This window comes from Rhodococcus sp. C-2, assembly GCF_027854095.1.
GTDB lineage: Bacteria > Actinomycetota > Actinomycetes > Mycobacteriales > Mycobacteriaceae > Rhodococcus_F > Rhodococcus_F qingshengii.
The window spans coordinates 223,064-235,498 of the sequence record NZ_JAQGFI010000007.1 but is presented as its reverse complement, the minus strand read 5'-3'; the positions used below and the strand labels follow the sequence as shown (position 1 = coordinate 235,498).

The 12,435-nt window shown below is 62.3% G+C and carries 14 protein-coding genes, 1 pseudogene and 1 riboswitch; of the genes and pseudogenes, 7 read left to right on the top strand and 8 right to left on the bottom strand.

The window, feature by feature from the left end; genetic code table 11:
- The first annotated feature begins 9 nt into the window (after positions 1-9).
- Positions 10-2,076, top strand: a complete 2,067-nt coding sequence (locus PCS43_RS17205; RefSeq protein WP_209909087.1) for a TPM domain-containing protein — start codon at positions 10-12, stop codon at positions 2,074-2,076.
- Positions 2,077-2,175: 99 nt separating this feature from the next.
- Entirely contained in the window at positions 2,176-2,913 is a 738-nt protein-coding gene (locus PCS43_RS17200) for a polyprenol monophosphomannose synthase (protein ID WP_003944487.1), read from the top strand.
- On the opposite strand, the pseudogene PCS43_RS17195 reads toward PCS43_RS17200, so the two are convergent.
- Positions 2,888-3,690 (bottom strand): annotated as a pseudogene (locus PCS43_RS17195) (helix-turn-helix domain-containing protein). The gene PCS43_RS17200 and the pseudogene PCS43_RS17195 sit on opposite strands and share 26 nt — an antisense overlap.
- A gap of 138 nt (positions 3,691-3,828) precedes the next feature.
- On the opposite strand from PCS43_RS17195, the gene PCS43_RS17190 reads away from it, so the two are divergent.
- The gene (locus PCS43_RS17190; protein ID WP_054781579.1) at positions 3,829-4,194 is read left to right on the top strand and encodes a nuclear transport factor 2 family protein; all 366 of its coding nucleotides are present in this window, start codon (positions 3,829-3,831) and stop codon (positions 4,192-4,194) included.
- A gap of 48 nt (positions 4,195-4,242) precedes the next feature.
- On the top strand, positions 4,243-4,734 hold the full coding sequence (locus tag PCS43_RS17185; RefSeq protein WP_007731102.1) for a MepB family protein: 492 nt from the start codon (positions 4,243-4,245) through the stop codon (positions 4,732-4,734).
- Here the strand turns inward: PCS43_RS17185 and PCS43_RS17180 are convergent.
- Positions 4,709-5,290 carry a dihydrofolate reductase family protein gene (locus PCS43_RS17180; protein WP_007731101.1) on the bottom strand — a complete coding sequence of 194 codons (582 nt, stop codon included), beginning with the start codon at positions 5,288-5,290 and terminating at the stop codon, positions 4,709-4,711. The genes PCS43_RS17185 and PCS43_RS17180 overlap by 26 nt on opposite strands.
- A 94-nt stretch (positions 5,291-5,384) precedes the next feature.
- Positions 5,385-6,776 (bottom strand): glycine--tRNA ligase, encoded by a 1,392-nt coding sequence (locus PCS43_RS17175; RefSeq protein ID WP_003944491.1) that lies wholly within the window; start codon positions 6,774-6,776, stop codon positions 5,385-5,387.
- A gap of 198 nt (positions 6,777-6,974) precedes the next feature.
- On the opposite strand from PCS43_RS17175, the gene PCS43_RS17170 reads away from it, so the two are divergent.
- The gene (locus PCS43_RS17170; protein WP_003944457.1) at positions 6,975-7,358 is read left to right on the top strand and encodes an ArsR/SmtB family transcription factor; all 384 of its coding nucleotides are present in this window, start codon (positions 6,975-6,977) and stop codon (positions 7,356-7,358) included.
- 11 nt (positions 7,359-7,369) lie between these two features.
- Positions 7,370-7,801, top strand: a complete 432-nt coding sequence (locus tag PCS43_RS17165) for a Fur family transcriptional regulator (protein ID WP_003944514.1) — start codon at positions 7,370-7,372, stop codon at positions 7,799-7,801.
- Between the two features lie 5 nt (positions 7,802-7,806).
- On the opposite strand, the gene PCS43_RS17160 is transcribed toward PCS43_RS17165, so the two are convergent.
- The 3 genes from PCS43_RS17160 to recO are packed head-to-tail and all read right to left on the bottom strand — an operon-like array spanning position 7,807 to position 9,816.
- Entirely contained in the window at positions 7,807-8,229 is a 423-nt protein-coding gene (locus PCS43_RS17160; protein WP_019749000.1) for a YbjN domain-containing protein, read from the bottom strand.
- Positions 8,226-9,044, bottom strand: a complete 819-nt coding sequence (locus PCS43_RS17155) for an isoprenyl transferase (RefSeq protein ID WP_003944543.1) — start codon at positions 9,042-9,044, stop codon at positions 8,226-8,228. The genes PCS43_RS17160 and PCS43_RS17155 overlap by 4 nt, the downstream gene beginning before the upstream one ends.
- The gene (gene recO, locus PCS43_RS17150) at positions 9,001-9,816 is read right to left on the bottom strand and encodes a DNA repair protein RecO (protein WP_029255636.1); all 816 of its coding nucleotides are present in this window, start codon (positions 9,814-9,816) and stop codon (positions 9,001-9,003) included. The genes PCS43_RS17155 and recO overlap by 44 nt, the downstream gene beginning before the upstream one ends.
- Positions 9,817-9,912: 96 nt before the next feature.
- Between recO and PCS43_RS17145 the strand changes: the two genes are divergently transcribed.
- Positions 9,913-10,662: a TetR/AcrR family transcriptional regulator gene (locus PCS43_RS17145; protein ID WP_007731095.1), complete on the top strand. Its 750-nt coding sequence runs from the start codon at positions 9,913-9,915 to the stop codon at positions 10,660-10,662.
- On the opposite strand, the gene PCS43_RS17140 is transcribed toward PCS43_RS17145, so the two are convergent.
- Together PCS43_RS17140 and PCS43_RS17135 are read right to left on the bottom strand one after the other, a co-directional pair.
- Positions 10,659-11,648 carry an AurF N-oxygenase family protein gene (locus PCS43_RS17140; RefSeq protein ID WP_003944493.1) on the bottom strand — a complete coding sequence of 330 codons (990 nt, stop codon included), beginning with the start codon at positions 11,646-11,648 and terminating at the stop codon, positions 10,659-10,661. The two genes, PCS43_RS17145 and PCS43_RS17140, sit on opposite strands and share 4 nt — an antisense overlap.
- 103 nt (positions 11,649-11,751) lie before the next feature.
- A complete protein-coding gene (locus PCS43_RS17135; RefSeq protein ID WP_007731093.1) occupies positions 11,752-12,192 on the bottom strand; it encodes a DoxX family protein in 441 nt (146 codons plus the stop codon).
- A gap of 138 nt (positions 12,193-12,330) precedes the next feature.
- A riboswitch (TPP riboswitch) is annotated at positions 12,331-12,424 on the top strand.
- The last annotated feature ends 11 nt before the right edge of the window (positions 12,425-12,435 follow it).

Genomic DNA, 12,435 nt, shown 5'->3' with positions numbered 1-12,435 from the left:
ATTTGCGTCATGGCCCTCGCACCACACTTCTCGCAGTTGTCCTCGGTAGAGCAGAGTCGGACAATCACCCGACCCGTTCGCCGTCGGGGAAGCGCCGCCGCCGTCGCTGCGATTTTCGCTCTGCTGGCGCTCGTCTTCAGTCCTGCGCTCGCCTCGGCGGACGCCCCGATGGTGTTGCCGAATCACATCACCGACACCTCCGGGGTTCTCGACGCCGGGCAACGCAGCGACATACAAGCCGCGATCGATCAACTCGGCGAGGACCACCAGATCGATCTGTGGGTCGCGTTCGTCCCCGATTTCAACAACCTGGGTGGCCAGGCGTGGGCGCAGCAGACAGCCACGAAGTCGACGCTGAGTACCAAGTCCGTCCTGCTTGCAGTTGCCACGGCGGAGCGTGCTTACTACCTCGATGTGCCCGCTGAGCTGAGCAACATCACGGATTCCGACATCGAATCGATCAATACCGACGCGGTGGAACCGGCTCTCGCCGAGGATGATTGGACCGGCGCGGCGATTGCCGCGGCCGGCGCACTCGGCGACGCGAACAACACGAGCGGCGGAATGGGAGTCGGAACACTCCTCATCGCGGGCGGCGCTGTGGTGGTCGGGACGGGCGGCGTGGTCCTGTACTCACGCAAGCGCAAGAACGACAAGAACAAGGCAAGCGTCGAAGCCGCGAAGAACATCTCCCCCGACGACATCGCCAGCCTCAATGCACTCCCGCTGCCAACGCTCGACGAACGCGCGAAGGAGATCCTCGTCGAGACGGACAACGCGATCGCCGGCAGCCAGGAGGAACTCGATCTGGCCCGCAACGAGTTCGGAGATTCCGCCGTCGCACCCTTCTCGGCAGCATTCGACAAGGCCAAGGCCACCCTCGCCGAAGCCTTCGCGATCAGGCAGCGACTCGACGACGCCATCCCGGAAACTCCCGATCAACGCCGCCAGATGCTGATCGACATCATTTCCTCGTGCGGTCGAGCCGACCAAGAACTCGAAGCTCGCGTCGAGGAGTTCGACGGGCTTCGCGACCTTCTCATCAACGCCCCCGCCCGTCTCGATGCGTTGACGCAGAGTGTTGTTTCTCTCAGCGTGCGCTTGCCCGAATCCGAGGCGATTCTGACCAAATTGAAGGATCAATTCCCCGCGCCGACGCTGGCATCGGTCGTGAACAACGTCACGATGGCGAGTGAGCGCCTGACGCTCGCCGAGAAGTCGATCGAGGAAGGACGAGACGCGACGGCACTGCCGGCCGGTAAGCAAGGCGCTGCCGTCACTGCGATTCGCACGGCCGAAGCCGCCCTCGATCAGGCACGCAAGCTACTCGACGGCGTCGATCACGCCGCCGACGACATCCGAAACGCCATCGCGACACTTCCGTCCGCGATGGACGACGTCCAGCAGGGCATCACCGCTGCGGACGCTTACCTGGCGCAAGGCGGGCAGAAGTTGGCGGACGCGAAGGCCGCAGCCCAGGCAGCGTTGGCGAATGCTCAGACGTCGAAGGACAGCGATCCGCTGACAGCCTTCAACCAGATCGTCGCAGCCGACGCCCAACTCGACGCGCTTCTTGCCGACGCTCAGGAGCAGAAGCAGCAGCTCGAACGTGCACAGCAGCGCCTCGCCCAGGACATTCTGGCCGCACAGGCTCAGGTGACCGCTGCAGGCGACTTCCTCGGAACCAGGCGCGGCGCGATCGGAGCGGAGGCGCGCACTCGCTACGCCGAGGCTCAGCGGCACCTGCAGGCGGCCCAGCAATTGCAGGCCTCGGATCCGTCGAAGGCGCTGCAACACGCCCAGGCCGCGACCACCTTGGCGACGCACTCACTTCGCGCCGCGCAGAACGACGTCAACACCTGGGAAGCAAACCAACGACCCCGTGGCGGCGGTGGCGATGCGACAGGAGCGATCCTCGGCGGCATCCTGATCAACAGCATTCTGCGAGGTGGCGGAGGGCCCCGTTCGTACGGCGGACCGAGCAGCAGCGGACGCTCCGGTCGCGGTGGCGGCGGCGGTGGTTTCGGCGGCGGGGGCGGCGGCCGAACCAGTCGAGGCGGCGGCGGCCGGTTCTGACGGATCCCGTCGAGGTAGTAAAATCCCTACTTTGTTCACGACCGCACTCGTCGTACGCTTCATCCGGCAAGTCGGGATCACAGATCATACGAAGGTGTTATGGAAAGCGTCGCCCCGCAGATAACCGTCGTTGTACCCACATACAACGAGCGTGAGAACCTGCCAAAGCTCGTCGATCGCCTCGCCGCGTTGAAGATCCCGAACCTGCACGTCCTCGTGGTGGATGACAACTCCCCCGACGGAACGGGCGAGGTTGCGGACAAGTTGGGTATCGATGGTCCCATCCCGGTCGGAGTGCTTCACCGCACGGTCAAGGACGGTCTCGGCCGTGCTTACGTCGCGGGCATGAGCCGGGCTCTGGCGGAGAACGCAGACATCGTCATTCAGATGGACGCAGATCTCTCGCACCCGTCCGAAGCGATCCCCGCCATGATCGAGATCCTCACCACTACCGATGCGGCAGTCGTTCTCGGCTCCCGCTACGTCGAAGGCGGCGCAGTCGCCGGCGACTGGCCGTGGCACCGCAAGGCCTTGTCCGCCTGGGCGAACTTCTACGTCAACGCCATTCTGCGACTGCACGTCAAGGATGCGACCGCCGGCTTCAAGGCGTGGCATGCAAAGACCTTGCGCGACATCGACGTCGAATCGGTGCAGAGCAACGGCTACGCGTTCCAGGTCGAGATGAACTACCGAGTTGTTCAGCGCGGCATGAAGATCGCCGAAACGCCCATCCGCTTCGAGGAGCGCACCGAAGGCGTCTCCAAGATGAGTCTCTCGGTTCAGTTGGAGTCTGCTCTGGTGCCGTGGAAGCTCAAGTTCGGCAAGAAGTCCCTGTGACCTCGGCGGCCGATCGAAAGTAGTCGGCCGTCTGCGTGTCCGACGGGTAGAACGATTCGATCGCAATCTCTGCGAGCGTGACGTCGCGCGGCGTACCGAACACGGTGGTGGTGCTGAACATCGCCAGTTCGGTATCGCCGACGCGTACACGCAACGGAACCAGCAGGGAATTCGCGCGGTCGTCGTGCCAGTCTCCGCCGCTCGGATAGGCGCGCAGCTCGTCGAGCAACGACGACAGCTGCACATCCGCACTGACCTCCACTTCCCGAGCCAGCCTTGTGAGCAGGTGGGCCCGCGCGCGAGGTTCACGATCCGCGGCGCCATGCCCTCAGGATGCAAGCTCAGACGCAATACGTTCACCGGTGGTTCCAGGAGGAAATCAGCGGCGCCCGCGGTCAAAATTCCCACGGCCTGGTTCCCGGCGACCATCTCCCACTGCTGATCGACCACCACGGCCGGATACGGGTCATGCGCGTCGATGATGCGATCGATGGCCTCACTCACCGCTGACATCGGCGCTTCTGCCAACGACTTCTGCGAGTACTCCGGCGCGTGGCCACTTGCCAGCAGAAGCGTGTTCTGTTGTCGTAGAGGAACATCCAGACATTCGGACAGGTGAAGAATCATGTCCCGGCTCGGCTTGGAGCGGCCGGTTTCGATGAAGCTCAGATGCCTGGTCGACACTCCTGCCGCCGCCGAGAGTCCCAACTGAGTGAGCCTTCGCCGCTCCCGCCACCGCTTGAGTTCGGAGCCCACGTCCATCGTCTCGAAGGTCATTCTTTCAAGTTAGCGACCCGAGGTAGCCGAGGCCATGACCTCAGAGGTAATCGACCCGACGCAGTTTCGGAGGAACAGTGGTCTCAGCCGGCGAGGCCGCCGGACATTCACCACCGGAAACTGATCAAGGGAGCGACCATGAGCGACTTCGACGCAATCGCCGACGCCTACATCGACATGTGGAACGAAACCGATACCACCGCCCGTAAAGCACGGGTCGAGCAATTGTTCGCACCCGGCGGTCGCTACACCGATCCGCTCGCGGACGTCACCGGACACGATCAGATCGACGCGATGATCAACGCTGTGCAGCAACAATTTCCGGGCATGCACTTCACCCTCGTCGGACCTGTGGACGCGCATCACCGACAGGCCCGATTCGGTTGGGCTCTCGGCCCGTCGGGGGCCGAGTCACTGATCGACGGATTCGACGTACTCGAACGCGACGACGACGGCCGGGTGACGCTTGTCCTCGGGTTTCTCGACAAGGTGCCTTCGGCCTGAATCGGGACTACCACCGACAGCGTTCGTCACGAAGGTTGTCGGTGGTTCGTGGCATCATCGGTGCCGATGAACGCCGACGGATTTACCTGGTCCACACCGATTCCCGAGTCCGAGGGTGCTGAGTACGACGCTCACACGTTGACCGTCAACGGCCTTGCCTCCGTCTATCGAACCGCCAAGACGACGCCGACCAAGCTCGGTCAGTTCGTCACGCTGTGGCGCCGTTCCGAGGCCGGGCCCATCCGCCCATTCGACACCAGCGACGGCGTCGCGCTGTTTGTGGTGAAGGTATACGACGAAGAGCATTCGGGGCACTTCGTCTTTCCCGTCGAAACCCTCGTCGAACACGAGATCGTCTCGACGAACTTCTCCGGCGGTAAGCGCGCTGTCCGGGTCTATGCGCCCTGGGTTACGCCGACCAGCGCGCAAGCAGTCAGAACTCAGCGCTGGCAGATTCGGCATTTCGGCGAGTTCCCTGATGTACTCAGCTCGACTGTGTTCAGCTCAACTGCGTTCAGCTCAACTGATACGTCGCGATGATGACGCCTGTTGTCGTAGGGACGCTGTCGGTGAGGGTGAACTGAGCGAGCGCAGCTCCGTCGGGGAATAATCTGCGCCCAGTTCCGAGAACCAGCGGATGTATCAGCAGAGTGTAGGTGTCGACGAGACGCCGATCGGCCAAGGACGTGATCAAGTCGCCACTGCCCAGAATCACCAGATCCGGGCCCTCACTTTCCTTGAGCGTGGCGACCGCGTCGGCGGCATCACCTTTCAACAAGGTCGAGTTCTTCCACGGGAGCTGTACGCCCAAAGTTCTTGAAACTACGTATTTCTGCGTGTTGTCGAGCACCTCGGTGAACGGATTGTCGGTCTGAAACGGCCAGTACGAGGCGAAGTTTTCGTACGTTCTGCGGCCCAACAGCAACTCCGATTTCTTCGCCATCCCCTCCCCCATCTTCTGCGCCATGACGGAATCGTTGAAGGGTGCTGCCCACCCACCGTGCTCGAATCCGCCACGACGGTCCTCGTCCGGCCCACCAGGTGCCTGCATGACACCGTCGAGAGTCACGCTGTTGGTCACGCTGAGTTTTCTCATAACTTCGATCCTGCGCCTGAAGGACCATCGGGGAAAGAGAAAACGGGCGGTCCTTCTCGATTGAGAAGGACCGCCCGTCAGCTTCGAACGAGAATCAGGAGCCGATCAGCCGTGCGGCCAGGTAGCTTTCCACCTGATCGAGGGCGACGCGTTCCTGCGCCATGGAGTCACGCTCACGCACCGTCACAGCCTGGTCTTCGAGAGTGTCGAAGTCGACCGTGATGCAGAACGGTGTGCCGATCTCGTCCTGGCGACGGTAACGACGACCGATGGCGCCGGCGTCGTCGAACTCGACGTTCCAATTCTGACGCAGCTGCGCTGCAAGATCTTTGGCCTTCGGCGTCAGGTCCGCGTTACGCGAGAGCGGCAGAACGGCAGCCTTGACGGGAGCGAGTCGACGATCCAGGCGGAGCACTGTGCGCTTGTCGACGCCGCCCTTGGAGTTGGGCGCCTCGTCCTCGGTGTAGGCGTCGACCAGGAAGGCCATCAGCGAACGCGTGAGACCGGCCGCCGGCTCGATGACGTACGGCGTGTACCGCTCGCCCGTCGTCTGGTCGTAGTAGTTCAGCTCGGTGCCCGAGTGCTTGGAGTGCGTCGAGAGATCGAAGTCGGTACGGTTCGCGATACCTTCGAGCTCGCCCCATTCGCTGCCCTGGAAGTGGAAGCGGTACTCGATGTCGGTCGTGCCCTTCGAGTAGTGCGAAAGCTTTTCCGGCGCATGCTCGTACAGACGCAGGTTGTCCTTGTTGATACCGAGGCCGGTGTACCAGTCAAGGCGGTAGTCGATCCAGTACTGATGCCACTGCTCGTCCTCGCCCGGCTTGACGAAGAATTCCATCTCCATCTGCTCGAACTCACGGGTGCGGAAGATGAAGTTGCCGGGGGTGATCTCGTTGCGGAAGCTCTTGCCGATCTGGCCGATGCCGAACGGCGGCTTCTTACGCGAGGTGGTCAGCACGTTGGCGAAGTTCACGAAGATGCCCTGTGCGGTCTCGGGGCGAAGGTAGTGCATGCCCTCTTCGCTCTCGACGGGGCCGAGGTACGTCTTGAGCATCATGTTGAAGTCGCGCGGCTCGGTCCACTGGCCGACGGTGCCGCAATCGGGGCAACCGATGACATCCATCGAGACGTCGTCCGGGTTGTCGAGCTTCTTCTTCTCCGCGTACGCCTCCTGCAGGTGATCCTGACGGTGACGCTTGTGACAGTTGAGGCACTCGACGAGCGGGTCGTTGAAGACACCGACGTGACCGGACGCGACCCACACCTCGCGGGGCAGAATCACCGACGAGTCGAGGCCGACGACGTCCTCGCGGCTGGTGACCATGTTGCGCCACCACTGGCGCTTGATGTTCTCCTTGAGCTCGACACCCAATGGGCCGTAGTCCCATGCGGACTTGGTACCGCCGTAGATCTCACCGCACGGGTAGACCAGGCCTCGCCGCTTGGCGAGATTGACAACGGCTTCGATCTTGGACTTGGGTGCCACTCGATTGCTCTCCATCTGGGTAATAGATGCATGATTTTCGTGCGCTTTTCGCACCATCAGCCTATCTGGCGGCTGCCACGCACTTCCGTCCAAGGTTGACATGCATACTTGTGCATATCAAAATGAAAGTGATTTGCAATAATGTGGTGAGATGGCTATGCCCGGACATCATGATCTACCCCTCGAAGGAGCCTCGCTGTGAGCATTGCGGATACCGGCGATCTCCACAAAAGCCATGATCATTCCGACCTCGGACACACGCACGACCCGTTCGAAGCCGCACCGCCCGCGCCCGTGCCGCCCAAGGAAACCCTGGCGGCCGCCGGCGAAATTCTGCGGGCGCTCGCTGCACCCGTTCGGATCGCGATCGTGCTTCAGTTGCACGAGTCGGAGCGTTGCGTTCACGAACTCGTCGGAGCTCTCGGTGTCACTCAGCCACTCATCAGCCAGCATCTGCGCGTACTCAAAGCAGCGGGCGTCGTCCGCGGCGAGCGCAACGGACGAGAAGTTCTCTATCGACTCGTCGACGATCACCTTGCACACATCGTCGTCGACGCTGTCGCCCACGCCGAAGAAGGATGAGATTCCACCGCATGAACACCCCGGGCAGTACGACCTCGAAACGTGGACCGGCCACAGTCGGCGTTCGTTCCACGAAACAGCGCAGCGCCATCTCCGCCCTGCTCGACGACATCGACGAATTCAAGTCGGCACAGGAATTGCACGACGAACTGCGCAAGCGAGGTGAAGGCATCGGCCTGACCACCGTCTACCGCACGCTGCAGGCACTCTCCGACGCCGGAACCATCGACGTCCTACGCACCGACACAGGTGAGTCCGTCTACCGACGCTGCTCCTCCGGGCACCACCATCACCTGGTGTGCCGCAACTGCGGATTCACCGTCGAGGTCGAGGGCCCGACGGTCGAGCAGTGGTCACAGACCATCGCCGAGGACAACGGTTTCACCGAAGTGAGTCACACCGTCGAGATCTTCGGCACCTGCCGCGACTGCGCCGCCGCCTGAGAGCGTCAGGGAATCAAACCCTGCCGGGCGGTATCGGCACCGGTGAGCGCCAGTAGCAACATCGTGGTCAGTGCCTCGTCGTCCAGTCCGGCGGCAGGGAACGTGTAACGCAGGATGACGTCCGCCAGACTGCCGTGGCCGAACACCGCGATGGAGCCGAATTGGATGGTGCGATTTCGCTCGGCCACCTTGCGATGCAGTGCCGCGCTGACCGGTCGGTCCCATGCGAGAACGCACGTCATGGACAGCACGTCCAGACCCTCGGACAGATTCATCGCCTGGATGGAACACAGCGCGCCGGAGTACTGGAAACCCAGTGATCCGTCGGCGGCAACATCGACCGTCACGAAATGCGCCAGCGAGGCGGCCGCGCGTTCTTGTAGGCGGGCTGCTTCGTCGGTGGTGTCGGTCATGTTCTCCCCTGTCATTTGACGCCACCGAATCTACGGTCGCGTGAGGCGTACTCGACGCAGGCGGCCCAAAGGTCGCGGCGGTCGAAATCGGGAAACAGCTTCTCCTGGTACACCATTTCGGCGTAGGCGGATTGCCAGATCAAGAAATTGGACGTCCGCTGTTCCCCCGACGGACGCAGGAAGAGGTCGACGTCGGGCATGTCGGGTTCGTCGAGGTACTTGGCAACGGTCGCCTCGGTAATCTTGTCCGGATTGATCTCACCGGCCGCGACACGCTTCGCGATTTCCTTTACCGCATCGGCAATTTCGGCCCGGCCGCCGTAGTTCACACACATGGTCAAGTTCATGACGGTGTTGTTCTTGGTCAGTTCTTCGGCGATCTCGAGTTCCTTGATCACGCTGGCCCACAGGCGCGGCTTACGACCGGCCCACCGAACACGCACACCCATTTCGTTCATCTCGTCGCGTCGGCGGCGGATGACATCACGGTTGAAGCCCATCAGGAATCGAACCTCGTCGGGACTCCGCTTCCAGTTCTCGGTGGAGAAGGCGTAAGCGGAGAGCCACTCGACACCCATCTCGATGCACCCGCAGACGGTGTCCATCAGGACAGCTTCGCCGCGTTCGTGCCCGGCGGTTCGGGGCAGACCGCGCTCCTGCGCCCATCGTCCGTTGCCGTCCATCACCAAAGCGACGTGGCGCGGGATCAGTTCGGTTTGCAGGATCGGCGGGGTCGCCCCGGACGGATGTGGGTCCGGTGGTCGGATCACCCGGTCAGCAGCAGAATCAAGCGGAGTTCGCGGTTCGCGTCGTCGAATCACGTGTTCCATCCTGCCTCACGGGCAAGTCGACCTCGACGGCTGCATGCGGCCTCGAACGCTCGATCAGCGGCAACGTCCGCAATTGGCGCTCGAGATGCCACTGCAGGTGTGCCGCGACCAGTCCGCTGGCTTGCGTCCGCAGCGTCGCGGGCGCCGAATCGGTACCCTCCCACTCCCCTCGGAGCAGAGCTTCCATCAAGTCGAGCACTCCGGGCGACGGCGTCGCAGCACCCGCCGGGCGGCAATAGGTACACACGGCTCCGCCTGCGGCGACATGAAAGGCCCGGTGCGGTCCAGGAGCACTGCAGCGGGCGCACTCTTCGAGGGCAGGCGCCCAACCCGCATAGCCCATGGCTCTCAACAAGAACGCGTCGAGCACGAACTCGACCGGTCGTGCCTGCTCGGCGATCGCACGCAGTGCTCCCACCGTCAATCGCTGAAGCTGCGGGGCCGGCGCGCGTTCCTCGCCGGCCAACCGCTCGGCAGTTTCGAGTACGGCGCAGGCCGTGGTGTACCGGCTGTAGTCGTCGACGATGTCGGTGGCGAATGCGTCGACCGTCTGCACCTGAGTGATGATGTCGAGATTCTTGCCCGGAAGTAGTTGCACGTCGATGTGAGCAAACGGTTCGAGTCTGGCACCGAATTTGGAGGTGGTTCGGCGGACACCTTTGGCCACGGCACGTACCAACCCGAACTGACGGGTGAGCAACGTGACGATGTGGTCGGCTTCGCCCAGTTTGTGCAGGCGCAGCACCACTGCCGTGTCTCGATACAACCTCACTCGACCAGTGTCCCACGTTGTACCGACGACCGATCCCGATGCCGCGCCCGATGACAAGTCGGAAACACGGCAGGTCCGTCCGGATAGACTGGCGCGATGCCGAGCGACGCAATTGCGCAACCTGTCACTGCAGAGTTGACCGGTCGCGAAGCGCGGTGGGAGCGACACAACTCCGAGCGTCAGAAACGGATACTCACCTCGGCGGTCGAACTGATCGAAGAGCGTGCGGCAGGTGCCGAGGTGTCCGTCCAGCAGATCGCCGATCGTGCCGGCCTCGCCAAGTCGGTGGTGTACCGCCAATTCAGCGGCCGAGACGACCTCGATCGACGAGTCCGAGCGTTTGTGCTCGGACAATTTGCGGCGGCCCTGGACGCGTCGATGAGCATTTCGGTAGGCACTCTCGACCAGATCCTGACCCGAACCATCAGCGCCGTCGCCGAGTGGATCACCGAGCATCCGCGGATTCACGAGTTCATGGGTACCGGCCCCACCGACTACGACGACGAGAGCATCGACGCGATCAGCAGTCTGAAGGCCACAATCGCCGACTCCGCCCGCACCACTATCACCGAAGTCGGTCGATCCGTGGGGATCGACTCCTCACCCTTCGATTCACTACCGTTCGCAGTGGTGACAATGGTCGAGGGCACGCTCACCCACTGGGTCCGAAGCACCGATCCGAAGCCGAGCCGCGAAGAGATCGTCGCCGACCTCGCGAAATACACCTGGTACATGTTCGACGGCGTTGCCCGCTCGAGCGGACTACAGATCGATCCCCATGTCGAATTGTCCACGCTCATAGCCGAGCTGGTGTCCTCCGACGGAGGAACTTCGCGGCCGGACTAGATCCGGGTCTTGTCGGAACGCTTCGGCTCGCCGCGGTAGCGGGCGTAGTCGCCGTCGATGCGCAGCTTTCGCCACGCACGCTTCGACACCGGATTCATCAATCCGAGTTCGTCTGCCAGGGCTCGCATTTCGCCGAAGTAGTTACCCAGGATGCGGCGTGAATGCGGGCTCCCCCAGAAGGCGCTCTTCATCACCTCGTCCGGGATTCCGAATTCTTCGGCGAATTCCTTTGGCGGTGACATGATTTCACCCGCAAGCCAACGCATCGCGCCGGGGAAGGCGACCGATGTGATGGCTCGACTCGTACGACTGAGTCTGGGGACGTGATTGCGCAGGAACTCGTGAGCAAACGAGATGTGTCTCGCTTCTTCGGCGATGTGAATCTCCATGGTGCGGAGCATCGCCGGCGGCGTGTCCTTACCCTCACGGATGAGATCCTTCTGGAAGTGGTCGATCGGTTCTTCACCAGCCAGAATGCCGATGAAGAAGATGACCGGGAACTTTGCTCCCAGCACTCCGATGATCGGCGACAGCCGCCGGAACATCGGACGCATACCCGGCACGTCGATGTCCATGCGATTGACGAGTTCCTGGAACATCTGGATGTGATTGCACTCTTCGGTCATCTCGTGCAGGCAGTACCGGAACTCAGGCGACTGGTTGGGTAGCGCCATGATGTATTGCAGCATTCCCCGGATCAAGATGCTCTCGAAGGCCGAACCCACCTTGGTCACGTTCGCCTGACGCCACATTCCCATGGCGATTCGACGCTCCAACGACTGATCCTGGTACCACTGCGTCGCCCCGAGGGGGTCCGACACGGACGAGAGCACCCATCTCGGATCATGCGGATCGATCGCGAACTCTGGTGAATCCCAGTCGATGTCGAGATAGGGATCGAAACTGCGGGCAACTGAGCCCTCGGACAAAGTCTGCAGTACCTGGTGGTACGGCTTTTCCACTTCGATCGACGCTGACCGAGCCATCGGTGTCTCCTCACGGCCAGTCCGTCGATTGCAGTCGACGGACTTGAATGAGGTCAAACATAATGGGACACCGCGTCCCACGCAACCCCCTCGGGGGCCTATTTCAGGCCCGACGCAGCGGGATGATCTCGCGAACCTTCTCGTCCCGGAGATACAGTCCCGCCCACATGACGATTCCGGTGTAGACGGCAAACAGGGTCGTGCTCAGCAGAGGCTGTTCAGCTCGAAGGTTGGTCAACACCGCTCCCCCCAGGTAACCGGTGAGCAAAATCGCGCCGAGTATCGACGTTCGCGGAATCACGTACAGCGCAAGGCAGATCAGTTGCACCACCCCAGCCGTCAATGCCAGCGAGTCCGGCAACCCAAGTTCAGCCGACGCATCCTCGACTGTCTGAAGGTTGAGAATGTGGATGATGCCGTCGAAGAGCATGAAAACGACGAACAGCCCACTCAGGACGTATCCGAGCTTGCGAGCCGTGGCCGAAGGTGTCGTCGTCGTGGCGTCACCGGAAACAGTTTCGTTGTGGACGGGCTGGGTGGTCATCGGAATCTCCTGGGGCGAAGGCGAGCGGCCGGTTGCCACTTCGCTTGCAATTACGACTCCCGCGCGATCGAAAACTCATCGCGCCGGCCGTTACAACGCACCCGGCGTTCAGGACGATTCACCTCACGTGGTCTGATGGACGGTGACACGGGGTGCCGAAAAAGTCGGCTGAGATCAGACCCGATGAACCTGACCAGTTAGCACTGGCGGAGGGATGTCGACGTGACCGAACAGCAATTTCAG

Bases quoted from the DNA above. Each gene is read 5' to 3' on its own strand.
- PCS43_RS17205 (WP_209909087.1), top strand. From the start codon at position 10: ATGGCCCTCGCACCACACTTCTCGCAGTTGTCCTCGGTAGAGCAGAGT.
- PCS43_RS17200 (WP_003944487.1), top strand. From the start codon at position 2,176: ATGGAAAGCGTCGCCCCGCAGATAACCGTCGTTGTACCCACATACAAC.
- PCS43_RS17190 (WP_054781579.1), top strand. From the start codon at position 3,829: ATGAGCGACTTCGACGCAATCGCCGACGCCTACATCGACATGTGGAAC.
- PCS43_RS17180 (WP_007731101.1), bottom strand. From the start codon at position 5,290: ATGAGAAAACTCAGCGTGACCAACAGCGTGACTCTCGACGGTGTCATG.
- PCS43_RS17165 (WP_003944514.1), top strand. From the start codon at position 7,370: ATGAACACCCCGGGCAGTACGACCTCGAAACGTGGACCGGCCACAGTC.
- PCS43_RS17160 (WP_019749000.1), bottom strand. From the start codon at position 8,229: ATGACAGGGGAGAACATGACCGACACCACCGACGAAGCAGCCCGCCTA.
- PCS43_RS17155 (WP_003944543.1), bottom strand. From the start codon at position 9,044: ATGGAACACGTGATTCGACGACGCGAACCGCGAACTCCGCTTGATTCT.
- PCS43_RS17145 (WP_007731095.1), top strand. From the start codon at position 9,913: ATGCCGAGCGACGCAATTGCGCAACCTGTCACTGCAGAGTTGACCGGT.
- PCS43_RS17140 (WP_003944493.1), bottom strand. From the start codon at position 11,648: ATGGCTCGGTCAGCGTCGATCGAAGTGGAAAAGCCGTACCACCAGGTA.
- PCS43_RS17135 (WP_007731093.1), bottom strand. From the start codon at position 12,192: ATGACCACCCAGCCCGTCCACAACGAAACTGTTTCCGGTGACGCCACG.